This window comes from Roseinatronobacter sp. (genome assembly GCF_051859525.1).
Lineage (GTDB): Bacteria > Pseudomonadota > Alphaproteobacteria > Rhodobacterales > Rhodobacteraceae > Roseinatronobacter.
In genome coordinates this window covers 117,520-144,168 of record NZ_JBHYFM010000003.1, presented here as the reverse complement: position 1 = coordinate 144,168, position 26,649 = coordinate 117,520, and the positions used below count along the sequence as shown (strand labels likewise).

Here is a 26,649-nt window from a genome sequence, read left to right as displayed (position 1 = left end):
GGGGCAAAAAGGGCCACAAAGGCCCAGAGGCAGTGGGAATGGGCATGTCGAGCAGGGCAGCCCCCCGAGTATGTGTTCTGAAGGGCGGACTCTCGGCCGAGCGGGAGGTTTCGCTGTCATCAGGGCATGAATGCGCGCAGGCGCTGCGGGTGGCGGGATACGAAGTGATCGAACTGGACGCGCGCAGCGATGTGGCGCAGCGTCTGGTTGATATTGCACCCGATATTGTTTTCAACGCATTGCATGGCCGTTTCGGCGAGGACGGGTGTGTTCAGGGCATTCTGGAATGGCTGCGCATTCCCTATACCCATTCAGGTGTCATGGCTTCGGCCCTTGCGATGGACAAGGAGCGCGCGAAGGCCGCGTTTATGTCTGCGGGCCTGCCGGTCCTGCCCAGCCTGATCGCCCCGAAAGCGGACGTGATGGCGCGCCACCTTATGGAACCGCCATATGTGGTCAAACCCAATAACGAAGGGTCCAGCGTCGGCGTCTATCTGGTCAATGACGGGGCAAATACCCCCCCGCAGCTTGGGCAGGAAATGCCCGCACTTGTCATGGTCGAGGCATTCGCTCCGGGGCGCGAACTGACCACCACAGTTGTGGGTGACCGCGCGCTGACAGTCACGGATATCGTGACCGATGGCTGGTATGACTATGACGCCAAATACCGCCCCGGCGGCTCTCGTCATGTGGTGCCTGCCGATATTCCCGCCGAAATACACGCAGCCTGTCTGGATTACGCGTTGCGCGCCCATCAGGTTCTGGGGTGTCGCGGCGTGACCCGCACCGATTTTCGTTGGGACGAAGGGCGCGGCCTTGACGGGTTGATCCTGCTGGAACTGAACACGCAACCCGGAATGACACCGACATCGCTTGTACCGGAGCAGGCCGCGCATTGCGGAACCAGTTTCGCCGATCTGTGCCGCTGGATGGTCGAGGATGCATCATGCGACCGGTAGACCCCTTTGACCGCGACCGTGATGATGGATTGTCCAGCCATCATATAGACACCCATGACGGGGATGCCCCGCTTTCGGCGACTTCACCGGAACTCAGCTTCTGGGACCATCTTGGCGCCACCCGCGCGGATGAATACGCACGAGAGGATATTCTGACCGGTGTGCCCCTGCCGGATGTGGTGGCCGTCGCGCCGGTGCCGCTGTCATCTGTGGATATGGCCCCGCCACGATCCATGCCGCAGCATGGGTTCACCCGTCTTGATGACACCTTGCGCGCCCGTGAAGCCGCATCATGGTCGCCTGATGGCGCTGTCGGGCAATCCGCTGATGCGGAAATCCGCACCCGACCGCCGGCGCAGCGCACGGCACAACCACGCCAGCCCATTGCAGCCCCGCCGCCAGTAAATTCGCGCCCGCACCGGTCTGCAGCCAAGCCGCGCCGTAGATCGCACCTGCCCAGTCGCCTGTCCTACCGGATACAGCGGGTCTGGCTGACACCTATATATCGCCGTGCAATCAAGATCGGATTGCCGATTGTGGCCTGTCTGGTTGCCGCCGCGCTGACCCTGTCCAGCGAGGACCGGCGCCTGGCGATGGTCGCGCAGGCAGAAGCCGCCTATTCCGCCTTCGTGGATCGTCCGGATTTCATGGTCAGCGAACTTCGTCTGCCCGATCTTGCCCCCGAGTTGGAAGATGCAATTCGCACCGCACTGGAACCGGAACTGCCAAAATCGTCGTGGCGGCTTGATCTGGATGAACTGAGCGCGCGGATAGAGTTGCTTGATGCAATTCTGGTCGCCGATCTGCGACTTATGCAAGACGGCGTCTTGTCGGTTTCGGTTACGGAACGTGTCCCTGTCATCCTGTTCCGGTCGGCCGAAGGGCTGGAAGTGCTGGACATAGAAGGCATGCGTATCGGGTTCGCGCCGGACCGGTCCGCGCTTGCGGATCTGCCGGTTATATCGGGGCAGGGCGGCAATGCGCATGTTCCCGAAGCGCTGGACCTGTTTGATGCCGCATCCCCCCTTGGCCAGCGCGTCCACGGCCTTGTGCGTGTTGGTGAACGCCGCTGGGATGTGGTTCTGGACCGTGACCAGCGTATCAAATTACCCGAAACCGGCGCGATTGCAGCGCTAGAGCATGTCATCGCGCTGGAACAGGCGCAGGATTTGCTGGCGCGTGACCTGATTGCCGCTGACATGCGCAACCCCGCGCGTCCGGTCTTGCAAATAAGTGAGGGCGCGATGGAGACAATCCGCGCAATCCGCTCTCAAAACACGGAGGCATTGCAGTAATGATAGATCCCTACTCCTCGCAACGGGCCATGCGGCAAATGCGCCGTGCAGCAATGCAACGCGGCGTGATCGCCGTTCTTGATATCGGCACATACAAGGTCGCCGCACTTGTCCTGAAGGTGGACCCGACAAGCCCCGAGCCGAAGGCGGCAACGATTGGAAACCTGGGCGGGCAGGCCGGATTTCGTGTAATCGGTGCGGGTACGACGCGGTCGCGCGGTGTGCGTCTGGGTGAAATTGCCGCGATGTCCGAAACCGAAACCGCATTGCGCACAGCCCTTCAGGCCGCCCAGAAGATGGCGCAGACCCGCGTTGACCATGTCATCGTATGCGTGTCCGGCGGCGCAATCCGGTCCTATGGGCTGGCTGGCGAGGTTGATGTCGAGGGCACGACAGTCGTTGAAAATGACATCTCGCGGGTGATGGCGGCCTGTGACGTGCCTGATTTTGGCGTGGGTCGTGATGTGTTGCATGCGCAACCTATCAATTTCGCATTGGATCATCGCACCGGACTGTCGGACCCGCGCGGCCAGATTGGCCAGCAGCTTGCCTGCGATATGCATATGGTGACGATCGATACCTCGCTTGTGCAAAATATCTGCAACTGCCTGAAACGCTGTGATGTCGAACTGGCGGGTATCGTTGCCAGTGGATATGCAAGCGGCATGGCGGCACTGGTCGAGGATGAAAAGGAACTGGGTGCGGCCTGTGTCGATCTGGGGGCGGGCACGTCTGGCGTTTCCATCTTCATCAAGAAGCACATGATCTTCGCCGATACCGTGCGATTGGGCGGCGCGCATGTGACGCTGGACATTGCCAAGGGGTTGCAGGTGGACATGACGACCGCCGAACGCATCAAGACGGTTCACGGCGGTGTGCAGGCCACATCGATGGATGACCGAGAGATGATCGAGATCGGCGGGAATTCCGGCGATTGGGAAAAAGACCGGCGCACTGTCAGCCGCGCCGAACTGATTGGCATAATGCGCCCCCGGATTGAAGAGATACTGGAAGATGTGCGCGCGCGACTGGATGCGGCAGGGTTTGGCTATTTGCCCAGCCAGCAGGTTGTCCTGACCGGCGGTGGCGCCCAGATCCCGGGCATCGACGGGCTGGCCGCGCGGATATTCGGCCAGCAGGTGCGTCTGGGCCGTCCGGTGCGCGTGCGCGGCTTGCCGCAAGCGGCATCCGGCCCGTCATTTTCCGGCTCTGTCGGTCTGAGCCTGCTTGCGACCAGCCCGCAGGATGAGTGGTGGGATTTCGACTTGCCTGCCCAAAACTATCCGGCGCGGTCGCTGCGGCGGGCTGTCAAGTGGTTCAAGGACAACTGGTAGCCGCAATATGTGTCGTGTTTGTTGAAATCCAGTGAGTCTGGATGAAAAAATTGCCATATTTGGTGCAGAAAAGTGACTTTTTTGATGACCTAAGGAGCGAAGCACTGTAGATTCAAGCAAAACCAGCACCCTGACGCGGGACATTGGCGGGCAGGGTTCGGAAAAAACGAGGCGGAGTGATCATGGCATTGAATTTCGTAGAAACTGATACTCATCAGGAGCTGGCCCCCAGAATTACCGTATTCGGTGTGGGCGGCGCAGGTGGCAATGCGGTCAATAACATGATCGACAAGCAGTTGGAGGGCGTCGATTTCGTCGTCGCCAATACCGATGCGCAAGCCCTTCAGCAGAACAAGGCCCCCGGTCGCATCCAGATGGGTGTGAAAATCACCGAAGGTCTGGGCGCGGGCGCACGCCCTTCTGTCGGTTGCGCTGCCGCCGAGGAAACCATCGAGGAAATAATCGACCATCTGGCCGGTTCGCATATGTGCTTTATCACTGCCGGTATGGGCGGTGGCACCGGCACAGGGGCTGCGCCTATTATCGCGCAGGCCGCGCGCGAACTGGGCGTCCTGACAGTGGGCGTGGTGACCAAACCCTTCCAGTTTGAAGGCGCCAAGCGCATGCGTCAGGCCGAAGAAGGCGTGGAAGCGTTGCAAAAGGTGGTTGATACGCTGATTATTATCCCCAACCAGAACCTGTTCCGTCTGGCAAACGAAAAGACCACCTTCACCGAAGCCTTCGCCATGGCGGATGATGTGCTGTATCAGGGTGTCAAAGGCGTGACCGACCTGATGGTGCGCCCCGGCCTGATCAACCTGGACTTTGCCGATGTGCGCGCCGTGATGGACGAGATGGGCAAGGCCATGATGGGCACCGGCGAGGCAACGGGCGAAGACCGTGCCGTTCAGGCCGCAGAGAAAGCGATTGCCAACCCGCTGCTGGACGAAATCAGCCTGCATGGCGCACGCGGTGTTTTGATCAATATCACCGGTGGCTACGACCTGACATTGTTCGAGTTGGACGAAGCCGCAAACCGCATTCGCGAGAAGGTCGACCCCGAGGCGAACATCATCGTGGGCTCGACGCTGGACCCCGCAATGGAAGGCGCGTTGCGCGTGTCCGTTGTGGCGACCGGCATAGATGCGGTTCAGAATGCGCAAGCAGAAGACCTGCCGCGCCGCAGCCTGTCGACACCCGTGCCCGCGCCGGAACGTGCTGCACGCCCTGCGGAACCCGCGCCGCAGCCGGTTGAACAACAGCCGGCACCTGCCGTTGCACAGGCAAACCATGCGCAGCCACAACCACAACCGCAACCGCAGCATTACCAGCCGCAATACCAGCCACAGCGTGCGGAACCCCATGCCCGCCCTGAGCCGGAGCAGCAGAACCTGTTCGCGCGCGAGGCGATGCGCCCCGCAAATCCGGAGCCTGCGCGCTATGAACCTCAGCCAGCACCGCACCCGCAAGAAGTGCACGCCCCGCAGCCGCGTCATGCGGCGCATGACCGGAATGATGCAGCCGCTTATCATGACCATATGCAAGATGACGGGTTTGACATCGACTCGGTCTTTGACAACGGGCAGAATGCGCATCCCGCCGCGCAGTTCACAGCGCCACGTCGCAATGCGCCCGGCACCCCTTCGCCAGAAACACTGGCCCGTTTGCAGCGTGCCGTTCAAAAAGGGCCGGAACATCCGGCACCACGCCCGCGTCCTGCCGCACTTGCCGCACCTGCATCGGAAGGGGATCGGGGCGGGTCACGCTTCGGGATCGGATCGTTGATCAGCCGTATGGCAGGGCACGGAAATGACGGTCCGGCATCTGCCGCGCAGCGTCGCGTGTCGCCGCCAATGCATCAATACGACGAAGAGCAAGCCCCTGCTGCATCGGACGAGCGTATCGAAATTCCTGCCTTCCTGCGTCGTCAGGCGAATTGACAAGGTAACTTTCAATTTTGACCATTTGTGAAAAGACCGGCAATGCCGGTCTTTTTGCGTATTGAATACAAGACGTTGCGCGGCGCGGAATTTCATGTGCAAGAACCTGCCCAATGCGCGGCCTATTGTTACAAAGGGTCACAATCTGTGAATTGCACCTGCAGCATTCTAGCGGTTAGTTAAGGGCAAGCGCCAGTAAGGTGCAGTAAAACGCGGACAGAGTGGCGGACAGTATGCAACAAACCTTAGCGAAACATGTCAGTATCGTTGGAACAGGACTTCATAGCGGGGTTCCTGTCCGTCTGACATTGTGCCCCGCAAAGGCAGATCATGGCCTGACATTTGTCCGCACCGATATTGTAGAGACCGATAATGTCATCGCAGTGACGCCCGAAAACTGGGTCGAAGCCAGCTTGTGCACTGTCTTGCAAAATGACGCGGGCGCATCGGTCAGCACGATCGAGCATTTGATGGCCGCGCTGCACGGCTGCGGGGTTCATAATCTTCGGATTGAAATTGACGGTCCCGAAGTTCCAATTCTGGACGGTAGCGCCGCCCCGTTTGTCGCGCGCATACTTGCTGCGGGACTGGTGCAATGCGACGCACCTGTGCGCGTTGTGCGTGTTCTGCGTCCTGTCACTGTGGAATGTAACGGTGCGCGCGCCAGCCTGTTGCCAGCCGATGGTCTGGAACTGACGTTCGAGATCGACTTCGCGGATGAGGCAATCGGTTTTCAGCGCCAGTCATTGGAAATGTATAACGGTGCGTTTTTGCGCGAACTTAGCGATTGCCGCACATTCTGCATGCGTGCAGACGTAGAAGTGATGCAGGCCAATGGTCTGGCGCTTGGCGGCACATTGGACAATGCAGTCGTGTTCGACAGCGGCGCGGTCCTGACACCGGGCGGATTGCGCCGCGCGGATGAACCTGTGCGTCACAAGATGCTGGATGCGATGGGGGATCTGTATGTTGCGGGCCATTCCATCATCGGGCGCTATGAAGGTATCAAGGCTGGACACGCCTTGACCGGCAAGCTGCTTCAGGCGCTGTTTTCCGATCCGGAGAACTACGAAATTGTCCCCTGCGAGGCGCATAATGTCGCCCGCCTGCCGGGCGCAAATCTAAGCGAGAAGGATATGCCGCTGTCTGCGTAACCTTTCGGGGCATCGCAGGGGCAAATTGGGCAAAAAGGCGTTTTGCGCCTTGGTTTTTTATGTGCTAGGACAAAGGCACTCTTTGATGGGATGGGGTAGTGCCAAGATGATTTCGCGGGCAAGCTTTCGGAGTTTTGCAATAGGTATTGCAGTTTTGGCAGCACTGGGGGCGTGTAACCGCAACACTGGTCCTGACGAATCATTATCCGGTTTCACCGCCGAAGAAATCTACCAACGCGGTGAATATGAACTGGAAACCTCGCGTCGGTCATCTGGATCGCTACGCTATTTCCAGGAAATCGAACGGCTTTACCCTTATACTGAATGGGCGCGCCGTGCGTTGATCATGCAAGCCTATGCGCATCACCGCAGCCGCGAATACGAAGACAGCCGTGCCGCCGCACAGCGTTTTCTGGATATGTATCCGAATGATGAAGAAGCGCCCTATGCAGCATATCTGCTGGCGTTGTCATTCTATGATCAGGTGGATGAAGTCGGGCGTGACCAAGGCGTTACGTTTCAGGCCCTGCAACACCTGCGCCGCGTGATCGAGGATTACCCAGACACCGATTACGCGCGTTCTGCTGTGCTGAAGTTTGAACTGGCCTTTGACCATCTGGCCGCCAAGGAAATGGAAATCGGGCGCTATTACCTGAAACGCGGCAATTACAACGCGGCGATCAACCGCTTCCGCGTCGTTGTCGAGGATTTCCAGACATCAACCCATACCCCGGAAGCGTTGCACCGGCTGGTTGAATCCTATTTGTCGCTTGGCCTGCGCGGCGAGGCGCAGACGGCCGCTGCCATTTTGGGCTATAACTTCGAGGCGAACCCCTTCTATCAGGATACTTTTGCATTGCTGACCGGACAGGGGCTGGAACCGTCCGATAGCGGTGAGGGGTGGTTAAGCCGCATCTATCGTCAGGCCGTGCGCGGGGACTGGATCTGATACCGCCCATGTCAGTTAAGGACTAGGGGCGCGCCTATGCTGCTTTCGCTTGATATTCGGGACATGTTGATCATTGACCGGCTGGAACTGGTGTTTCAGCCGGGCTTGAATGTGTTGACAGGTGAAACAGGTGCCGGAAAATCCATCCTGCTGGACAGTCTGGGCTTCGTTCTGGGGTGGCGCGGCCGTGCGGATCTGGTTCGGCAGGGCGCCGAGCAAGGCGAGGTGGTGGCCGAATTCGCGCTAGGCCCTGAACACCCTGCGCAAGCCATTCTGGCAGATGCGGGTTTCGCACCATCCGATACGCTATTGCTGCGGCGGGTCAACGCGCGCGACGGACGCAAGACTGCGTGGGTGAATGACCGCCGTGCCTCGGGCGAGGTGCTGCGCGCCCTGTCGGAAACACTGGTCGAATTGCACGGGCAACAAGATGACCGCGGATTGTTGAACCCGCGCGGGCATCGTGACTTGCTGGATGCCTATGCGGGCGTTTCCGACAAGATTGCTGCCACCCGCAGCGCGTGGTCCGATTTGCGCAAGGCGCGCAAGGCCCATGAGAGTGCGGCCGCACGTCTGGCCGAAGTCAAGGCCGAGGAAGATTTTCTGCGCCATGCCGTGGCAGAGCTGGATGCGCTGGCCCCTGAACCTGGTGAAGAAGTCACGCTGGATTCCCGCCGCCGTCTGATGCAGGCCGCACAAAAGCTGAAAGGTGATGTTGCGCGCGCCCTTGCCGCCCTGTCCGGAGAGGGGGCAGAGCGCATGCTGGTCGATGCAACGCGCTGGCTTGAAGGGGCGGCCCCCGAAGTTGAGGGACGCCTTGACACCCCGCTGGAGGCCCTTGGCCGCGCCATGGACGCTTTGGGCGAGGCGCAAAACGGCGTCGAGGCCTGCCTTGACGCGCTGGATGTCAATCCGATGGAGTTGGAGGCCGTCGAGGACCGCTTGTTCAGTCTGCGTGGTTTGGCGCGCAAGCATTCCGTCCTGCCCGATGATCTGGGCGATTTCGCTGCCACATTGCGCCAGCGTCTGGCCGCGTTGGACAACGGCGCGCAACATATGGCTGAACTCGCCCGCGCCGAGGGGGACGCGCGCGCCGCCTATGAAGGGGCAGCGCGCGCCCTGAGTGCGGCGCGACAGGACGCGGCGCAGCGCCTTGATGCAGATATGGCGCGTGAACTGGCACCCCTGAAGCTGGAGCGCGCGATTTTCACCACAGTCGTCATATCCGATGACCCCGGCCCTGATGGCGCGGATTCGGTAACGTTTGAAGTCGCAACCAACCCTGGCGCACCGGCTGGCCCGTTGTCGCGGATTGCGTCCGGCGGGGAATTGTCGCGCTTTTTGCTGGCACTGAAGGTCTGTCTGGCCCGTGGCGCTGCGGGTGTTACCATGATTTTTGATGAGATCGACCGCGGGGTTGGCGGGGCCACAGCTGATGCCGTGGGCCGCAGGTTGCGCGCCCTTGCCGATGGGGCGCAGGTGCTGGTTGTCACCCATTCGCCGCAGGTTGCCGCCCTTGGTGCCCATCATTGGCGTGTCGAGAAGCAGCTTCACAATGACATTACCTTGTCGCGTGTTGTGCCGCTTTCCGCCGATGACCGTGTTCAGGAGATTGCAAGAATGCTGTCGGGTGATACGATAACGCCAGCAGCCCGCGCCGCGGCAGAGGATCTGTTGCAAGCGGGCACCTGACAGAATTTGGAGCAGTAGCATGACAAAAACACGGTTTCAGCGCATGACACGAAGCGCAGGCGGTATGGCCCTCGTGCTTGTCCTTGCAGGGTGCATGGGTGCGCCAATGGCAACTGGCCCGAACAGGGTTATTCCTGCGCCAGCGTCGGTTGCCCCGCAATCGGATATCCAGCCGATGGGCGGCGCTGACGCAGAGCAGGCTTGCATCGCTGCGGGACAGGATCGCGGTCTGGAGGTTCAGGGCGTTGCAGGTTCGCGCAGCGTAACGGGTCCGGACGGGCAGGACGCGCGCGATGTTATGCTGCGTGTCACCCGCAGCGGCACACAGATCGAGGTGCGTTGCAATTACCAGACCGCGACCGGAATGGCGCGGATCATGCTGATCTGACGCAACAGCCCGCGCAAGCAGGATGCCGAAACGCGCAGAGCTGATGCCTTGAAGCAGTTATGGCGCGGCTTGGCCGTGCGTTTATGGACATCGTGGCGGGACAGGCTTGCAGGGTCTGTCCCGTTTTTCGATGTAGCAACCGGCGCGACAGTCCTATTTCTTCTTCGCTTTTGCCGCTTCCGCCATTTTACGGGCACCTGCTGCGGCTGTGCGCAATTCCTGCGCGATTTCTTCGGCTTCTTCCGGGTCGAAATCAAGCGGCAGATCGATGCCATCGCCTGCGACATAAATGCGGACCATCCCCATTGTCGTAGGCCCGATTTGCAGATTCGCGGAGATATCGCTTTCGGTGTTGATTCCCATTTTCCCACATCCTTGTTTACGCCTGATCCATTGGCCAGACTGCCTGCTATAATGGCACCGCTGGTGCCTTGTTCAGTCGCATGCAAAGCCCCGATCGGGGCATTGCACACTGTCTTGGTCGTTGCGATACGCGCAGTGTAGCGATTTTTCAAGCACATGCCCTATTGCATTCGTGCGCCAGCAGCGCTAAATCGCCCGCAGTGCCGCCTTAGCTCAGTTGGTTAGAGCGCTGGATTGTGGATCCAGAGGTCCCCCGTTCAAGCCGGGGAGGCGGTACCACCTTCACCAACACCTTGATTGTTTGTGGTTTGCGGGTCGGACGCGCAGCTTGTGTTTGCCGGTGCGGGCGCGTATGTCGCAAAGCTGTTGTTTCTGAACGATAAGGTTTGCGCCTTGCCTGTCATTGCCCGCCACCTGCTGCCATTCGCGCCCAAAGGGGCGGCTATCGGCCTGTTTGGCGGGTCTTTCGATCCTGCACATGACGGACATGCGCATGTGACGCGCCATGCGCTGCGCGCCTTCGGGCTGAACCGCGTCTGGTGGTTGGTGTCGCCGGGCAATCCGCTAAAGGTGAATGGCCCGGCACCTATGGACCAAAGGATTGCGCGGGCGCGTGAATTGATGTCGCATCCGCGCGTCGATATCACCACCGCCGAGGCGCAGCTTGGCACGCGCTACACGGCGGATACGCTTCAGCGGTTGATGCAGATATATCCGGACCGGCGGTTTGTATGGATCATGGGCGCGGATAATCTGGCGGGGTTCCATCACTGGGAAAACTGGCGCTGGATCATGGACCATGTGCCGGTCGCCGTGATCGCCCGTCCCGGCCAGCAACGGCGTGCGCTGTCGTCGGTTGCCGCGCGCGCCTATGCGGCCAGGCGCATCCTGCCAGCGCGGGCAATGCAACTGGCGCATATCGATGCCCCCGCATGGTGCTACATCACGATTCCTATGCGCGACATTTCCTCGACGCAGCTGCGCGCTGCCGGATTTTGGGGTTAGTTCAATATTGCCAATGGCGAAACACATTGTTTTGTGGCGCGGATGGCAGGGAATTTCTTTAACTTGATCCTGAAAATTGGTTAAGCTTTCATGATGCGGGTTCTTGGGGGGGCGCGTGTTTGATTGGTTCATGTGGTGTAACGGGGATGGTTGAATGATTTGGGGGGCAGAAGGGGACCGGCGCAGTGTTTTGCGCCTGCTGGTTGGGGGCGGTGCGCTATGTGCTCTGCCAGCATGTGCCGAAGCGCCAGAGCGCTCTCGCCGTCCGCAGGAACGGCCTGCACAGCCAGCCGACCGTATTGTTTCGCGCGCGGGGCTTGGGGGGGATCTGTCCTATGCCGTCATGGATATGGGCAGCGGCAATTTGCTGGAAGGTCGCGGCGGGAATACAGCCCTGCCGCCTGCCAGTGTCGCCAAAACCCTGACCAGCTTGTATGCGCTGGATACCTTGGGCGGGGCCTATCAGTTCCGGACCCGGCTGATGACCAGCGGCACCATTGCAGATGGCGTGTTGCGCGGGGATCTGGTGCTGGCGGGCGGCGGTGATCCGTTGTTGGACACGGATGATCTGGCGCGCATGGCCGCCGAATTGCGTGGCGCAGGTGTGCAGCGCGTCGAGGGGCGCTTTCTTGTTTGGGGCGGCGCATTGCCATTCGTGGAACAGATCGCCAATGATCAGGCCCCGCAAGCCGGATATAACGCCACGGTGTCGGGGCTGAACCTGAATTTTAATCGGGTGCATTTCGGCTGGACGCGCGCGGGCAATGACTACACCGTGACCATGGACGGACGGTCTGACAGGCACCGGCCCGCCGTGCAGATGGCGCGTATGCAGGTCGTCAACCGCTCCAGCCCCCTATATACCTACAGCCGCAGCCAGACGCAGGATTCATGGACGGTTGCGCGCGGCGCTTTGGGCAATAGCGGGTCGCGCTGGCTGCCTGTGCGCCACCCCGAACTTTATGCAGGCGAGGTGCTTCGCGCGCTTGGCACTGGTCAGGGGATAACGCTGCCCGCCCCGCAGGTGATGCAAGCCGTGCCCGATGGGCGGGTGTTGGTCGAGCATCGCTCCAAGGTGTTGACGGAAGTGCTGCGCGACACATTGCGGTTTTCAACGAATATCACGGCCGAGGCCGTGGGCATGATGGCCAGTGCCGTTCAGGCCGGTGTCGCGCCGCGCAGTCTGGCGGCCTCTGCAAGCCAGATGTCAGATTGGGCGCGGGCGCGTTATGGCATGTCAAGTGCGCGCCTTGTGGACCATTCCGGCCTTGGGGCCGCATCGCGCGTGTCCATGGTCGATCTGTGCAATATGTTCCGGCGTGCGGGGCAGGAAGGCGTGCTTCGCGGGTTGTTGCGTGAACACCCGTTGCGCGATGCCAACGGAAATATCATGTCGAACCCCGGAATAGATGTGCGCGCCAAGACGGGAACACTTTACTTTGTGTCCGCACTTGGCGGCTATGTCGCGGCACCAGGCGGGCGTGATCTGGCTTTTGCCATGTGTTCGGCAGATCTGTCGCGCCGGTCGCAGGTCGCGGGGGGCGATATGGATCGCCCTGATGGCACAGCGGCCTGGGCGCGTACCGCGCGCAACATGCAGCAGGACATGCTGTTTCGTTGGGCGCAGGCACATTCCTGACGGGATTGCCTGCGCGCCTTATATCGTCACTATTTTGCGTCCAGCGCTTGCGCCAGAAACTTCTCCAACCAGTGGATGTTATAGTTTCCTGTCAGCACATCATCTTGTTCCAGAAGCGCACGGAACAGCGGGACTGAACTGTCAACGCCGTCGATGATCAATTCGCCCAAGGCGCGGTTCAATCGCGCAAGCGCTTCGGGGCGGTCACGACCATGGACGATAAGTTTGGCAATTAGGCTGTCATAATAGGGCGGGATGGAATAGCCCGAATACAGCGCTGAATCCATCCGGACGCCCAACCCCCCCGGCGCGTGATAGGTATTTACCCGACCGGGGCAGGGGGTGAAGTTGGGCAGCTTTTCAGCATTGATACGCACTTCGACCGCGTGACCCAGCACCTGAAGATCGTCTTGCGCAAAGGACAAATCCGCCCCTGCCGCAACGCGGATCTGTTCGCGCACCAGATCGACGCCAAAGATTGCTTCGGTCACAGGGTGTTCGACCTGCAAGCGGGTGTTCATTTCGATGAAATAGAATTCATCATTCTCATACAGGAATTCGATTGTGCCGGCACCGCGATAGCCGATGCGGGCCACTGCCTCGGCGCAGGTCTGGCCAATGCGCGCGCGCGTTTCCGTATCAATGGCGGGGCTGGGCGCTTCTTCCAGAACTTTCTGGTGGCGGCGCTGTAGGGAACAGTCGCGTTCGCCCAGATGAACGGCATTGCCCTTGCCATCGCCAAACACCTGAACCTCGATATGGCGGGGGGTGCTTAGATACTTCTCGATATAGACTTCATCATTGCCGAAGGCGGCTTTCGCCTCGGATCGGGCTGTGCGGAAGGCGGATTCCAGCTCGGACGGGTTATGCGCCTGCTTCATGCCGCGCCCGCCACCGCCTGCTGTGGCCTTGATGATAACCGGATATCCGATTTCCGCCGCAACTGTTTTCGCAGTTTCAAGATCGGCAACGCCACCATCCGATCCGGGAACACATGGCACGCCCAGTGCCTTCATGGTGTCCTTGGCGGTGATCTTGTCGCCCATCATGCGGATATGTTCCGCCGACGGGCCGATGAAGGTAATGTCGTGATCTTCAACCACCTGCACGAAAGCTGCATTTTCCGACAGGAACCCGTAGCCGGGGTGAATCGCATCCGCCCCCGAAATTTCGCATGCAGAAATAATTGCGGGAACAGACAGGTAGCTTTGGCCTGACGGAGGCGGACCGATGCAGATGGCCTCATCGGCCATACGAACATGCATCGCATCAGAATCTGCGGTGGAATGCACGGCGACGGACGCGATACCCATTTCGCGGCATGCGCGAATAACGCGCAGCGCGATTTCCCCGCGATTGGCTATCAGGATTTTCTGAAACATCACATGCGCCTTATTCGATGATCATCAGCGGCGCGCCATATTCGACCGGACTGCCATCGGCGACCAGAATGCGCTTGACCACACCGGCGCGCGGCGCAGGAATATGGTTCATGGTTTTCATGGCTTCGATAATCAGCAACGTGTCCCCTTCGCTGACCTGATCCCCGATTGCGACAAAATTCGCACTGCCCGGTTCGGGTGCCAGATAGGCGGTTCCGACCATCGGGCTGGCAACTGCGCCGGGGTGTTGCGCAGGATCGGCGGCGGCGCTTGAGTCCGGTGCCGGGGCTGCTGTTTGCGGGGCGTGGGTCGGCATTGCCGTAGCCTGAGGGTGTGGCGCAGGTGCTGCCGTAACAAATTGCTGCGCCATCATTTTGGACACGCGCACATTCAGACTGTCTTTTTCACCATATTCGCGCTTCACGCTAAGCTCGGACAGATCATTCTCGTTCAGAAGTTCCGCAAGGGCTTTGATAAAGGCTACATCGGCGTCATTGCGGGTCTGATCCATATGGTCCTCGATATGCTGACATAACTGACAAGGGCGTACAGAACACCCCATTTCCGGCCCGCTTATACGGTAGTGTGGCCCCGGTGTGAAGCATGGTTTTCCCGATCCCGTGCCGAAAACGCGCAGCCGCCCGCGCATGGACGCGGCACATCAGCGGGAATTTCTCTTTCCATCACTGTAAAGTTTTGTAAAGTTCCTTTGTCGGGGGGGCGCTATCGTGTCAAAATCCAGTCTTACAGGAACACGCATTCGCGCAAGGCGCAATTTGCGTGGCTTGCGCCAGTCTGATCTGGCGCAGATGGTGGGTGTGTCGCCATCCTATATGAACCTTATTGAACATAACCGCCGCAAGGTCAGCCCGCCATTGCTGCATGCCGTGGCGCAAGCCCTTGGGGTGTCCGAAGATTCACTGGTTCAGGACAATGATATCCGGTTTGTCGAAGGTGCGCGTGCGGCGGCATTGCGCGCCGATACCGACATCGTCGATCTGGAAAGAGTCGATGAATTTACAGGACGGTTTCCCGGTTGGGCCAAGGTTTTGGCGGAAACACAGGCCCGCGTGGAAACACTGGAACGCGTGGTCGAGCAGCTAAGTGACCGCATGACGCATGATCCCTATCTGGGGGCCGCGCTGCATGAAATTATTTCGGCTGTGACATCTGTGCAATCGACGGCGGCAATCCTGAATGACGGGGGCGAGATCGCGCCGGAATGGCAGGCGCGGTTCCACGCGAATATTCTAAACGACTCCAAGCGGCTGGCCGAGGGGGCGGTGGCGCTGGTCAATTATCTTGATGCTGCCGACGACACTGAAAGCGGACTTGCCGCCCCGCAGGAAGAAGTCGAGGCATGGTTGGCGCGTCTCGGGTTTCACCTTCCTGCGCTGGAGGACGGAAATCAGGGGGCGTTGCCGGATTTGGTGGATGGGCAGGTCGAGCTGTCCTCGGATGCATCGCGCAGTTTGGCCTTGCAATGGCTGGCCCGCCTTCAAGACGATGCACGCGCGCTTCCGCTGGATGTATTTTTGGATGCGCTGACAGAGGTGGGCATGGCCCCTGATCTGTTGGCCGCGCGTTTTGGCGTGCCTTTGCAACAGGTTCTAAGGCGGCTGGCCATGTTGCCCACCGAGGCGGCGCGCAAGCGTGGTGTTCCGGCGACCGGACTGGCCGTTTGTGATGGTTCCGGCACATTGGTGCTGCGTCGGGCCATTGACGGTTTTCCCATGCCGCGTTTCGGCGGGGCGTGCCCGCTATGGCCGCTGTATCAGGCGCAGCACAGTCCCGGACGTGCGTTTCGTGTGCATCTTCTGACAGATGGGCGCTTGGGGCGGCACTTCACCGCCTATGCGATATGCGCATCCGATGCGCCGCCAAGTTTCGACTACCCGCCAGTGATGCAATCGACAATGCTGATCGTGGCACAGGCCGGCCCTGCGATACCGGCGGATGCTCAACCCCTGATTGTTGGCGGAACATGCCGGACCTGCGCACAGGCCGATTGTCCTGCACGGCGCGAGCCGTCCATACTTGTCGCTTTTGCATGAACGGCAAGATCGGACTTTGACAGATAGGATGGAATGCAGGATAAAACTGTAGCTCGGCACCACTTGGGAGGGGGGCTGGACTGTATGGGCGCGCAACTGGTCCGGTCGACCTGTCCTGTTGCGTGACGCAAGATCAGGCGCCGCAATTCTAGCGTTGCCGCCGATGACGGGGGGGAAACCGTAATGGACAAGCGCGTGGTCGTGGTCGAAGACGAGCCCAACATATCGGAGGCGATAAGGTTCATCCTGACGCGAAACGGCTGGCATGTCGATGTAACAGCCGACGGGATTGCGGCTATCGGTGATTTGCAGGCGAACCCCCCGGATTTACTGATCCTTGACCTGATGCTGCCTGATGTCAGCGGTTTTGACATTCTGAAGGCATTGCGCGCCGATCCGGTCACACAGGCCATGCCCGTGCTGATGCTGACGGCCAAAGGACAAACAGCCGACCGCGAAGAAGCCGAGCGTCTGGGCGTCACCCGCTTTATGACCAAGCCGTTTGCGAATTCAGACGTGGTTGCGGCGGTTCGTGAAATGGCGGGTCCATGAAACTTCCGTCCCGCAGCACACAGTTTCTGGCCCGCGACAGTTACCGCATGCGGCGGCTTATGGATGCGGCGCGAATGCTGCCGGTCATCGGGTTGGTGTTGTTGCTGCTTCCGCTGATGCGACTTGATTCGGGCTCGGAGAGCCCGGCGACAGCGGCAGAGGCGGTGTATCTGTTTGCCGTCTGGATCGGGTTGATTGTGATCGCATTCATCATGTCGCTATGGTTGCGCCGCACTTTGCGCCCGCCGCCCCCGCATGTCACCCCCATGCCGCAGCACCAGCCTGAGTCCCCCCCGTCCATTTCGCAGGACAGCTAGGCATGTCGTTCAACCTGCTTGTTCTGACCTGCATCGCCTATGTGATTTTCCTGTTCATTGTAGCCTCGGCCGCAGAACGCAGCGCGTTGCAGGGACGGGCAAAGTGGTTGCGCTCGCCTTTGGTTTATACGCTGTCCCTGTCCGTGTATTGCACAGCATGGACGTTTTACGGCGCAGTCGGTTACGCCGCGCGTTCGGGGCTGGAATTCATGACCATCTATCTGGGGCCGACACTGGTCTTTGTCGGGTGGTGGGTGGTGTTGCGCAAACTGGTGCGCATTGGCCGTGAAAACCGTGTTACATCCATCGCCGACATGATTTCCGCACGCTACGGGAAGTCGAACCTTCTGGGGGTTATCGTAACGCTGCTGTGCGTCGCAGCGGGAACCCCGTATATAGCGCTGCAACTTCAGTCGATCGCGCTGTCCTTCACGGTATTTGTGTCAGATACGGGGCGCGCCCCACTTGCCGCAGATCGCAACCTGATCGCATTCTGGGTGGCCGCGGGCCTGACGTTTTTCACCATCGCGTTCGGCACGCGCAATCTGGATGCGAATGAACAGCATCACGGTGTCGTCACCGCGATTGCGGTCGAGGCGGTGGTCAAATTGCTTGCGTTGATTGCCGTGGGTATTTTCGTTGTGTGGTTCGTGGCATCCGGCCCCACCGATATATTGACGCGCATAGATGCGCAGGCCCTGCCGGAATGGACAATCCAGCCGGGTCGGTGGACCGGCCTGATTTTGCTGTCTGCCATCGCGATCATCTGCCTGCCGCGCATGTTTCAGGTGACCGTGGTTGAAAATATCGATGACAAACACCTTGCAACGGCCAGTTGGGCATTCCCGCTATACCTGTTTCTGATTTCGCTATTTGTGTTGCCTATTGCCGTGATCGGCATGGAACTGATGCCCGAGGGTGCCAATCCCGACATGTTCGTGCTGACGCTGCCGCTGCATCTGGGGCAGGATGGTCTGGCGCTTCTGTCGTTTCTTGGCGGGTTTTCGGCGGCAACCTCCATGGTCATTGTGGCGTCGCTTGCGCTGGCGACGATGGTGTCCAACCATATCGTTGTGCCATTGTGGCTGAAGCTGCGTGCGGCGCGAAATCTGGACACTGGAAACATGCGTTTGCTGGTGCTGAGTGTGCGGCGTTTGTCCATCAGTCTGGTTCTGGGGCTGGGATATATCTATTACATTATTTCCGGCGGGACCGAAGCCCTGGCCGCCATTGGCCTTGTGGCTTTTGTTGGCGTGGCACAGGTGCTTCCAGCGTTGTTGGGGGCGTTGTTCTGGCGCGGGGCAAGTCGCAATGGTGCCGCGCTGGGGCTCGGGCTTGGCACGTTCTTGTGGTTTTACGCGCTGTTTCTGCCCAGTTTCGGGCCGGATGTGCTGCTGTCTGCAACGCTGATGGATCAGGGCCTGTTCGGCCAGTCATGGCTGCGCCCCTACAGCCTGTTCGGGCTGACAACGCTGGACCCGCTATTGCATGCGCTGTTCTGGTCGCTGTCGCTGAATACGCTGGCGTTCTGTCTTGGGTCGCTGTTAAGCCTGCCCAGCCCGATCGAACGGGTTCAGGGCGCGCTGTTCGTCAATATCTTCGACCGCCCCGGCCCTGCGCGCAGCTGGACCAACCCCGTCGCCCAAGCCGAGGACCTGTTGCCCATGGCGCAACGCATATTGGGCGCCAGCGAAGGGCAGGCGTTTTTCCGTGTGCAGGCACAGGCGCAGGGCAAGAACGGATTTCTGCCTGACATTACGCCGGAATTCCTGCAAGCGCTGGAACTGAAGATGTCAGGTTCGGTGGGCGCTGCAACAGCGCATGCAATGATTTCGCAAACGGTTGGTGCAACAGTTGTCTCGGTCGAGGATCTGATGGCGGTGGCGTCGGAAACCGCGCAGATTATCGAATATTCCAGTCAGCTGGAGGCGAAATCCGAGGAATTGTCCCGCACCGCGCGCAAATTGCGCGATGCGAATGAGAAGCTACGCACCCTCTCGGACCAGAAAGATGCCTTTCTAAGTCAGATCAGCCACGAGCTGCGCACGCCCATGACCTCTATTCGTGCATTTTCCGAAATCATGATGGATGCTGACGGGTTAAGCGCACAGGAACAGACGCATTTTGCCCGCATTATCCACGATGAATCCATCCGCCTGACGCGGCTGCTGGACGATTTGCTTGACCTGAGTGTGCTGGAACACGGGCAGGTGTCGCTCGATATACGGCCGGTCAATTTGCGCGATCTGATCGACAAATCCATCACCGCGTCCAAATCAGTGCAGGCGCAGCGGACCTTTCGTATCCTGCGCAGCCGTGATCCCGAAGACGTGGAGATTGTCACCGATCCCGGGCGTCTGACGCAGGTGTTTATCAACATACTGTCAAATGCGCGGAAATATTGCGATGCGACCGACCCGCAGATGAAAATCATTGTGCGGCAGCACAAATCCATGCTCGAGGTTGATTTCATTGATAACGGGTCCGGTATTCCGCGCGACAAACAGGCCCTGATCTTTGAAAAATTCTCTCGGTTGACGGATTCGTTGCAGGCGGGCGGGGCAGGGCTGGGTTTGGCAATCTGCCGCGAGATCATGAACAATCTTGGCGGCGATATCGACTATGTCCCCGGGCAGGGCGGCGCGGCATTCCGGGTTAGTCTGCCGCTGCTGTTGGAACGCCCTTCCGGGTCTGGTTCTGCCCCCGCAACGGCGGAGTGACCGCCGCGCCATGGGGCGTCGCGGGCAGGGTCGCATTTGTCGCCTGCACCTAGTCGCCCAGCATTCGCGCCACCATCTCGCTCATGTCACGGCTCAGGTTTGGGTGCGTGGCGATGCGGTCCAGTTCGGTGCGCATAAGCACCTGTCGCGCTGTATCATAGCGCCGCCATGTTTCGAAAACGGTTGAGTTGCGCGCAGCAGCCTGCGGATTGACGGCATCAAGGCGCAGAAGCCAGTCAGCGACCAGCCGGTACGCTGTCCCGTCCGGAACATGAAAGCCGCAAGGATTCGCGCCAAGCGCGCCGATAACCGCGCGGAACCTGTTGGGGTTCTTCCACTCGAATTTCGGATGGCGGGTCAGGTCTTCGGTCAGCGCCACTGCAGCGTCAGGGCCGGCATGGACGATCTGGGCGGTAAACCACTTGTCCATGACCAGCCTGTCATGCCCCCAGCGGGCGTAAAACTCTGCGCCTTCGGGCGCGCCTTCCCCGATCCCAAGAAGGGCTGACCACGCGCCCATTTCTTCGGTCATATTGTTGGCTTGGGCAAGGCACTGTCGTGCTGCCGCGCCATTATCTGCATGGGCCAGAAGCGCGATCGCCTGAATGCGCAATGCGCGGCGTCCCGCATCCTTTGCATCGGGGTTGAACGGGCCGGGGGTTGCCATGTCCTGTGCAAGCCGGGCCAGTTCGGGTTCCAGCGCTGTGGCGATTGCCTTGCTTGCGGCTTGGCGCATATGAAATATTGCAACCGGATCAGGCGTATGTCCCGCATCAAAAAGCGAGGCGGCTAGGTCTTCCTGACTTGGCAAGCGCAAGGCAAGCGCGCGAAAAGCGGGGTCCAGCGCGTTGTCGCACAGCAGGACGCGCAAGGCATTTGCGAAATGCGGGTCAGGTTGCGTCGCATGCTGCAAGATCATGGCATGCAAGCTGTCACGCGCAAGGCTGCGTCCCGCCTCGAACCGGTTGAAGGCGTCGGTGTCATGCGCCAACAACACGGCGCGGTCAGCAGCCGGTTGGTCATGGTGCACGATCACAGGCGCGGAAAACCCCCGCAGCAGGGATACGACAGGCCGCGCAGGAAGGTCGTCGAACGTAACGTCAAGGGTCGGGCTGTCCAGTTCCAGAACCCGCGTCGGCAAAACTTCACCTCCGTCAGATCCGATCAAACCCACAGCGACCGGAATCAGCAGGGGTTCTTTCAGCGGTTGCCCCGGTGTGGGCGCTGTATGCTGGCGCATGCTCAACGTCAGTCGACCGTCCTGCCAGTCTTCGGTCACGTCAATGCGCGGTGTGCCCGCCTGTTCATACCACCGCTTGAACTGGGAAAGATCCCGTCCGCCCGCTTCTTCAAACACGGCAATCCAGTCCTCGATCGTGCAGGCTTGCCCGTCATGGCGGTTGAAATACAGGTCAAGGGCCGCGGCATAGCGGTCTTCGCCAACCAGCAGGCGTAGCATCCGGATAAGTTCAGCCCCTTTTTCATAGACGGTAGCTGTGTAGAAATTGTTAATCTCGACATAGCTTTCGGGGCGGACAGGGTGGGCCAGCGGACCTGCATCTTCACGGAACTGGCGTGTGCGCAGCGTCAGGACATCTTCGATCCGTTTGACCGCATGGCTGCGCATATCGCCCATGAATTGCTGGTCGCGAAACACGGTCAACCCTTCTTTCAGCGACAACTGGAACCAGTCGCGGCAGGTAATGCGGTTGCCTGTCCAGTTGTGGAAATACTCATGCGCGATAATGCGTTCAATGCTGGCGAAATCCGTGTCGGTTGCCGTTTCCGCCGTGGCAAGAACATAACGGGAGTTGAAAATGTTCAGGCCTTTGTTTTCCATGGCCCCCATGTTGAAATCATCAACAGCGACAATGTTGAAAACGTCCAGGTCATAGATTCGGCCGTAAACCTGTTCATCCCACAACATGGAACGCTTCAGCGCCTCCATTGCAAAGGCCGTGCTCTCCTCATCACCGGGCCTGACCCAAATGTTCAATGCGACGTCGCGCCCGTCCATTGTCGTGAATCTGTCACGCGTTGCCACAAGATCACCACCAACCAACGCAAACAGATAAGACGGTTTGGGGTGGGGGTCATGCCATTCCGCCCAGCCGTCACCAGAAGCGGCAAGGTTCCCGTTCGACAACAGCACCGGCATATCGCTTTCGATACGGACGCGAAACGGGGCCATCACATCCGGACGGTCGGGGTAATAGGTGATCTTGCGAAAGCCTTCAGCCTCGCATTGGGTGCAGTACATGTCCCCTGACATATACAATCCGTCAAGCGCGGTATTGCCTTCGGGTGCAATCTCGACCTCTGCCCGCCACACAAACGCACCATCTGGCAGCCGCGCCGCAGGAATGGTCAGGCCGGTTGCGTCCGGTCGGGCATCCAGCGGGGTTTCGTCAATGCTGGCCTGCAGCAAGATCAGCCCTTCGCCATCCAGTCGCAGGTCATGGCCCGGCGTTGCATCCGGGTTCGGGCGAAAGCGGATTTCGGACATCACCCGCGCAGCCTTGGGGTGCAGCCGGAATGTCAGCGCGACCGAATCCACCAGAAACGGCGGCGGCTGGTAATCGGCAAGGAAGACGGGCTGGGGTGTCGTGTCGGGCATTCAGTTCCTCCGGCAGGGTGACGGGCAGGGTGTAGCCCAGACTGTCACTGACAGCAAACACCCGTTGTGCCAGTGTGCTATTTGTGCGGCCTGCGGTCAGCATGGTGCCGCAAATAACTGCACCCAATACGCACCCGGTGCGCGCCCGAAACCGACCAATGTCAGGCGCTGGTCAAGAATATTGCGCCGGTGTCCGTCCGATTGCAGCCACACACGCATGACATGGGGCACATCGCGTTGTCCCTTGGCAATATTTTCAGCGGCGCGGCATATGCCCGTGACCCGAGCATTCGCCAGCCGGTCCATCATGCCCCTGCCATCCGGACTGTTATGGCTGAAATACCCGCGTCTGGACATGTCGCAGGCGTGATCTTGTGCAATGCGTGTCAATTCGGCAGACAGGGTAAATGCGGGCAGGCCCGCGCGTTGTCGCTCGCGGTTCAGAGTATCGAGATGAATACCGAGTTCGTCATTCACAGGGACCGGACATGCGCGCGCTTGCAGGGGCAGCCACGCCAGACAGAGTATGACAAACAGTTTAAGTTTTAACACATAACTACCCCAGCCCTTTCCTTGCAGACCTTCGATATGATTGAAATACACCACGGAAGTGAACATTATGTGAACAAACGTGCTTGACCCGCCATTTTCCTGCGATATGTCATTGCTGTTATGTATAGCCCTGTCCTTGTCTGGTTCAAACGCGATCTGCGTGTTCACGATCATCCTGCGCTTGTGGCTGCGGGCTCATATGTGCTGCCGGTATATATTATCGAACCCGAATATTGGGCATTACCCGACACATCCGGACGGCAATGGGCCTTTACCGCCCAATGCCTGCACAGTCTGCGCGAAGATCTGGCGCGCCTTGGGCAGCCGCTTATTGTTCGCATGGGCTGCGCTGTGCAGGAATTGTCGCGTCTGTGCCAGCGCCATAACGTGACGCGGATGATCAGCCAAGAAGAAACCGGCAACGGCTGGACATACGCGCGCGACCGGCGTGTCGGCGCATGGGCGCGCGGCGCGGGTGTCGAGTGGCTGGAACTGCCGCAATCTGCCGTTGTGCGGCGGCTGGCATCGCGTGATGGCTGGCAAAGCCAGCGCGCGAAATTCATGGCCGGGCAGGCCGCTGCCGCGCCGCAGGCCCTGGCCCCCATCCAGCCAGCGATCACAACGCTGGAGCATTTGCCAGACGCGAAAGCCTTGCGCCTGAGTCCTGATGCATGTCCCAGCCGCCAGCGTGGCGGGCATGCAGCCGCGACCCATACCTTGCAGACATTTCTGGAAACGCGCGGGCAGGGGTATCGGGCGCAAATGTCGTCGCCGCTGACGGCTGAACGGGCCTGTTCGCGCTTGTCGCCATATCTGGCATTGGGGGTTTTGTCGGTCCGAGAGGTCGAGCATGCCCGCCAGCAGGCGCGCGCGCGCCATGCGGGGCAGGGTGGATGGTCGGCGGCCTTCAACAGCTTCGCCAAGCGTCTGGCGTGGCGGGACCATTTCATCCAGAAACTGGAGGATGAACCGCAGCTGGAAACCCAGTGCCTGCATCCGGCGCATGAAAACCTGCGCCCGCGCGGGCGGGATCAGGACCGTTTGCAGGCATGGGCGCACGGGGAAACCGGTGTTCCCTTTGTTGATGCCTGCATGCGCTATCTGCATGCCACCGGCTGGCTGAATTTCCGAATGCGTGCCATGCTGATGTCATTTGCCAGCTATCATCTTTGGCTGGACTGGCGCGACAGCGGCCCGCATCTGGCGCGGATGTTCACGGATTACGAGCCGGGAATTCACTGGTCGCAATGCCAGATGCAATCGGGCACCACAGGGATAAATACCATACGCATTTATAACCCCGTCAAACAAGGGCTTGACCATGACCCTGACGGACGTTTCATCAGGGCATGGGTTCCGGAACTGGCAAATGTGCCCCAGTCGCATATCCACACACCCTGGACCTGGCCGGAAGGGCGGCGCATGTTGGGGCAGCGGTATCCCGCGCCGGTTATCGATCTGGCGCAGGCAGGGAAATTTGCGCGTGAAACGCTTTGGGGTCTGCGCAAACAGGCTGGGTTTCGTGACGTGGCGCAGGCGGTTGCCCATAAACACGCGTCGCGCGCGCGGGGAACCGACCGCAGCAACGCAGGCACCCTGCGTCAGGCGGCAGCGCGGCGCAGCAAGGATAACCCCGCACAGTTGCGACTGGATTTGTGATATGGCCCGTATGCGCCGCAAATCCGAATTGCCACAAAAAATATGCGCCACCTGCGGGCGCCTGTTTGCATGGCGCAAGAAATGGGCGCGCGTCTGGCAAGAGGTGCGCTATTGCTCGGACAGGTGCCGCGACACCAGGCCGAAGGCCCGCGCGCCGGATCAGTGACGCGTGATGCCGCTATGGGCCTTGCGCCACGCGGTGGGCGGCTGGCCTGTTTGCTGTGCGAAGGCGCGTGCAAAATAGCCCGCTGTCGAAAACCCCAATCCGCGCGCAATGTCCTGAACGGGCACGGTCGTTTCCGACAGCATGCGGCGTGCTTCATACAGGCGGCGGTCCTGTAGCAGCGCAAGCGCAGTGCGCCCGCAACTTGCACGGCAGGCGCGGGTCAGATGTGTCGGCGTCACACCAAGCGCTGTCGCGTAATCCGAGATATTCAGCGCCGATCCGAATTCACGCTCCAGCAGCGCTGTGTAGCGTGCGGTAAGCCGTTCATTGGCATTGCGGGGTCCAGCCTGACTTGTGTCCTTTGCCTGCTCGGCGCGGTGGCGATCCAGCCAGACCGACAACAGGCCAGCCTGAAAAAGTGCGGCGCGTTCTGCCAGCGGGCGGCCGCCATCCAGTTCACGGTGAATCGCATCGATGATCTGCCCCACTTCGGATTGGTGGCCACCCTCGCGCAGGCGCAGGTGCAGGGGGCGGTCGGGCAGGTCCAGACCATGCTTGTGCCCGAAATAGATTGCCATGCCCTGCACGCGGGTCATGGCCTGAAAGTTGAACATGACACCTGCCGGTATGAAAATGGCGTTATGCGGGTGGAACCCGCGCGCACTGCCCGCAATGGTTATGCGGCCCTGCCCGTGGGTGAACCACAAAAACAGCGGCTCGTTCAGGGCGCGTAGTGTTTCCAGTTGCCATTTCGGACTGTTGGCCAGTTTCGCCAGTGGTTTCATCCGCAGGCGTGACGGTTGTTCAGGTATCTGCATCATTGCTTATCTGTCCCCCAAGGCCTTGCGACAGTAAGGCCGAAGCGGACCAGTGGAAGGAAAATCAATCACGCAGATGTGTCAGATCGGACATATTTCCGGATGGCGTGGCAATTCTGTGACTCTGACTTTCGGGGGAAATTGCGCTTATGGCAGGGAAATCCAGCCCTGCATCCGGTTTCTGAACCATGTTCGTTGCCGTTTTGCGTATTGCCGCGTAGCAAGTTTAGCGGCATCAATGGCATCGGACAACGACATATGGCCTTGCAGATGGGCAATCAACTCTGGTGCGCCGATTGCCTTGGTCCAGGGCGCGCCGGGGGACCAGTGTGGCAGCATCGCGCGCGCCTCCTCCAACGCGCCAGCGGCGATCATGGTGTCAAACCGCGAATCGATTCGGGTGTTCAGCCAGTCCTTGGGGGGGCGCAGGACATAGGGCGTCGTGTCGCCTTGCGGCAGCAGCGGGGGCGGGGTGTCGTCTTGCCAACTGGCCAGCCCGCGTCCGGTGGTGCGTAACACTTCCCATGCGCGCTGGATGCGGGCGGGGTTGGCAGTGTCGATCCGTGCAACTGTCGCAGGGTCCAGTTCGGCCAGCAAGGCTGCGGCGCCATTGGCCGCCATGTGCCGATCGGCTTGGGCGCGAATGTCTGCGGGCGTCGGCGGAATCTCGACCAGCCCTTCGGTCAGTGCCCGAAAATACAGGCCCGTTCCCCCCACGATAACTGCATTCGGGTGGCGCAACAGAATCGGGCGCAGCGCGCGCAGCCAGTGCCCCACCGACCAGTCCTGACCGCGCGCAACACAGCCATACAGAAAATGCGGGGCCAGCGCGGTTTCATCATTGTCAGGGCGCGCACTAAGCACGCGCCACATATCATAGACCTGTAGTGCATCGGCATTGATGATCACCCGCCCTTGGGTGCGGGCCAGCCAAAGGGCCAGCGCCGACTTGCCGCTGGCTGTGGGACCGGCCAGCAGGACGGGGCGCGCAGTGTCTGGCGGTTGGGCGTGCAGCCGCGCCAGTGCCATCTGCGATGGATCGGTCATTTCCTGCATCTCTGCCCGCTTTCACATTGAACCTGCGCCCGTTTTCC

General features: G+C 60.1%; 23 protein-coding genes and 1 tRNA gene. 17 read left to right on the top strand and 7 right to left on the bottom strand.

Features of this window, described 5'->3' with window-relative positions; translation table 11 throughout:
• The first annotated feature begins 38 nt into the window (after positions 1-38).
• The 8 genes from ACTIE1_RS05080 (at position 39) to ACTIE1_RS05045 (ending at position 9,711) form a co-directional block, all read left to right on the top strand.
• Positions 39-959, top strand: coding sequence for a D-alanine--D-alanine ligase (locus tag ACTIE1_RS05080; protein WP_439562298.1), 921 nt, complete (start codon positions 39-41; stop codon positions 957-959).
• Positions 947-2,254 (top strand): cell division protein FtsQ/DivIB, encoded by a 1,308-nt coding sequence (locus ACTIE1_RS05075; RefSeq protein WP_439562297.1) that lies wholly within the window; start codon positions 947-949, stop codon positions 2,252-2,254. The genes ACTIE1_RS05080 and ACTIE1_RS05075 overlap by 13 nt, the downstream gene beginning before the upstream one ends.
• Positions 2,254-3,588, top strand: coding sequence for a cell division protein FtsA (gene ftsA / locus ACTIE1_RS05070; RefSeq protein ID WP_439562296.1), 1,335 nt, complete (start codon positions 2,254-2,256; stop codon positions 3,586-3,588). Before ACTIE1_RS05075 ends, ftsA begins: the two co-directional genes overlap by 1 nt.
• Positions 3,589-3,770: 182 nt before the next feature.
• On the top strand, positions 3,771-5,528 hold the full coding sequence (gene ftsZ / locus ACTIE1_RS05065; RefSeq protein WP_439562295.1) for a cell division protein FtsZ: 1,758 nt from the start codon (positions 3,771-3,773) through the stop codon (positions 5,526-5,528).
• Between the two features lie 233 nt (positions 5,529-5,761).
• Positions 5,762-6,682, top strand: a complete 921-nt coding sequence (lpxC, locus tag ACTIE1_RS05060) for a UDP-3-O-acyl-N-acetylglucosamine deacetylase (RefSeq protein ID WP_439562294.1) — start codon at positions 5,762-5,764, stop codon at positions 6,680-6,682.
• Positions 6,683-6,767: 85 nt separating this feature from the next.
• Complete coding sequence (locus ACTIE1_RS05055; RefSeq protein ID WP_439563288.1) at positions 6,768-7,631, top strand: outer membrane protein assembly factor BamD; 864 nt, start codon at positions 6,768-6,770, stop codon at positions 7,629-7,631.
• 36 nt (positions 7,632-7,667) lie between these two features.
• Complete coding sequence (recN, locus tag ACTIE1_RS05050; RefSeq protein ID WP_439562292.1) at positions 7,668-9,323, top strand: DNA repair protein RecN; 1,656 nt, start codon at positions 7,668-7,670, stop codon at positions 9,321-9,323.
• Positions 9,324-9,366: 43 nt separating this feature from the next.
• The gene (locus ACTIE1_RS05045; protein ID WP_439562291.1) at positions 9,367-9,711 is read left to right on the top strand and encodes a hypothetical protein; all 345 of its coding nucleotides are present in this window, start codon (positions 9,367-9,369) and stop codon (positions 9,709-9,711) included.
• Between the two features lie 153 nt (positions 9,712-9,864).
• Here ACTIE1_RS05045 and ACTIE1_RS05040 read toward each other — a convergent pair whose 3' ends face one another.
• On the bottom strand, positions 9,865-10,074 hold the full coding sequence (locus ACTIE1_RS05040; RefSeq protein ID WP_439562290.1) for a DUF6324 family protein: 210 nt from the start codon (positions 10,072-10,074) through the stop codon (positions 9,865-9,867).
• Positions 10,075-10,276: 202 nt separating this feature from the next.
• Here ACTIE1_RS05040 and ACTIE1_RS05035 point away from each other — a divergent pair.
• The 3 genes from ACTIE1_RS05035 (at position 10,277) to dacB (ending at position 12,718) form a co-directional block, all read left to right on the top strand.
• A tRNA-His gene (locus ACTIE1_RS05035) sits at positions 10,277-10,353 on the top strand.
• A 123-nt stretch (positions 10,354-10,476) separates the two neighbouring features.
• Positions 10,477-11,079, top strand: a complete 603-nt coding sequence (locus tag ACTIE1_RS05030; RefSeq protein ID WP_439562381.1) for a nicotinate-nucleotide adenylyltransferase — start codon at positions 10,477-10,479, stop codon at positions 11,077-11,079.
• Between the two features lie 154 nt (positions 11,080-11,233).
• Positions 11,234-12,718, top strand: a complete 1,485-nt coding sequence (dacB, locus tag ACTIE1_RS05025; protein ID WP_439562289.1) for a D-alanyl-D-alanine carboxypeptidase/D-alanyl-D-alanine endopeptidase — start codon at positions 11,234-11,236, stop codon at positions 12,716-12,718.
• A gap of 29 nt (positions 12,719-12,747) precedes the next feature.
• On the opposite strand, the gene accC is transcribed toward dacB, so the two are convergent.
• Together accC and accB are read right to left on the bottom strand one after the other, a co-directional pair.
• Positions 12,748-14,100 (bottom strand): acetyl-CoA carboxylase biotin carboxylase subunit, encoded by a 1,353-nt coding sequence (accC, locus tag ACTIE1_RS05020; RefSeq protein WP_439562288.1) that lies wholly within the window; start codon positions 14,098-14,100, stop codon positions 12,748-12,750.
• Between the two features lie 10 nt (positions 14,101-14,110).
• Complete coding sequence (gene accB / locus ACTIE1_RS05015) at positions 14,111-14,611, bottom strand: acetyl-CoA carboxylase biotin carboxyl carrier protein (protein ID WP_439562287.1); 501 nt, start codon at positions 14,609-14,611, stop codon at positions 14,111-14,113.
• A 217-nt stretch (positions 14,612-14,828) separates the two neighbouring features.
• Between accB and ACTIE1_RS05010 the strand changes: the two genes are divergently transcribed.
• The 4 genes from ACTIE1_RS05010 (at position 14,829) to ACTIE1_RS04995 (ending at position 19,743) form a co-directional block, all read left to right on the top strand.
• Positions 14,829-16,154, top strand: a complete 1,326-nt coding sequence (locus ACTIE1_RS05010; protein ID WP_439562286.1) for a helix-turn-helix domain-containing protein — start codon at positions 14,829-14,831, stop codon at positions 16,152-16,154.
• 183 nt (positions 16,155-16,337) lie between these two features.
• Positions 16,338-16,706: a response regulator transcription factor gene (locus ACTIE1_RS05005; protein ID WP_439562285.1), complete on the top strand. Its 369-nt coding sequence runs from the start codon at positions 16,338-16,340 to the stop codon at positions 16,704-16,706.
• On the top strand, positions 16,703-17,023 hold the full coding sequence (locus tag ACTIE1_RS05000) for a hypothetical protein (RefSeq protein ID WP_439562284.1): 321 nt from the start codon (positions 16,703-16,705) through the stop codon (positions 17,021-17,023). The genes ACTIE1_RS05005 and ACTIE1_RS05000 overlap by 4 nt, the downstream gene beginning before the upstream one ends.
• Before the next feature lie 2 nt (positions 17,024-17,025).
• A complete protein-coding gene (locus ACTIE1_RS04995) occupies positions 17,026-19,743 on the top strand; it encodes an ATP-binding protein (protein WP_439562283.1) in 2,718 nt (905 codons plus the stop codon).
• Positions 19,744-19,792: 49 nt separating this feature from the next.
• Here the strand turns inward: ACTIE1_RS04995 and pepN are convergent, their stop codons facing one another.
• Together pepN and ACTIE1_RS04985 are read right to left on the bottom strand one after the other, a co-directional pair.
• Positions 19,793-22,360 carry an aminopeptidase N gene (gene pepN / locus ACTIE1_RS04990; protein ID WP_439562282.1) on the bottom strand — a complete coding sequence of 856 codons (2,568 nt, stop codon included), beginning with the start codon at positions 22,358-22,360 and terminating at the stop codon, positions 19,793-19,795.
• 96 nt (positions 22,361-22,456) lie between these two features.
• On the bottom strand, positions 22,457-22,912 hold the full coding sequence (locus ACTIE1_RS04985; protein ID WP_439562281.1) for a CAP domain-containing protein: 456 nt from the start codon (positions 22,910-22,912) through the stop codon (positions 22,457-22,459).
• 120 nt (positions 22,913-23,032) lie between these two features.
• On the opposite strand from ACTIE1_RS04985, the gene ACTIE1_RS04980 reads away from it, so the two are divergent.
• Both ACTIE1_RS04980 and ACTIE1_RS04975 read left to right on the top strand, forming a co-directional pair.
• Positions 23,033-24,571 (top strand): FAD-binding domain-containing protein, encoded by a 1,539-nt coding sequence (locus ACTIE1_RS04980; RefSeq protein WP_439562280.1) that lies wholly within the window; start codon positions 23,033-23,035, stop codon positions 24,569-24,571.
• 1 nt (position 24,572) lies between these two features.
• Positions 24,573-24,737, top strand: coding sequence for a DUF2256 domain-containing protein (locus tag ACTIE1_RS04975; protein WP_439562279.1), 165 nt, complete (start codon positions 24,573-24,575; stop codon positions 24,735-24,737).
• Here ACTIE1_RS04975 and ACTIE1_RS04970 read toward each other — a convergent pair.
• Both ACTIE1_RS04970 and miaA read right to left on the bottom strand, forming a co-directional pair.
• Positions 24,731-25,558: an AraC family transcriptional regulator gene (locus ACTIE1_RS04970; protein WP_439562278.1), complete on the bottom strand. Its 828-nt coding sequence runs from the start codon at positions 25,556-25,558 to the stop codon at positions 24,731-24,733. The two genes, ACTIE1_RS04975 and ACTIE1_RS04970, sit on opposite strands and share 7 nt — an antisense overlap.
• Before the next feature lie 144 nt (positions 25,559-25,702).
• Positions 25,703-26,602 carry a tRNA (adenosine(37)-N6)-dimethylallyltransferase MiaA gene (miaA, locus tag ACTIE1_RS04965; RefSeq protein WP_439562277.1) on the bottom strand — a complete coding sequence of 300 codons (900 nt, stop codon included), beginning with the start codon at positions 26,600-26,602 and terminating at the stop codon, positions 25,703-25,705.
• Positions 26,603-26,649: the final 47 nt, after the last annotated feature.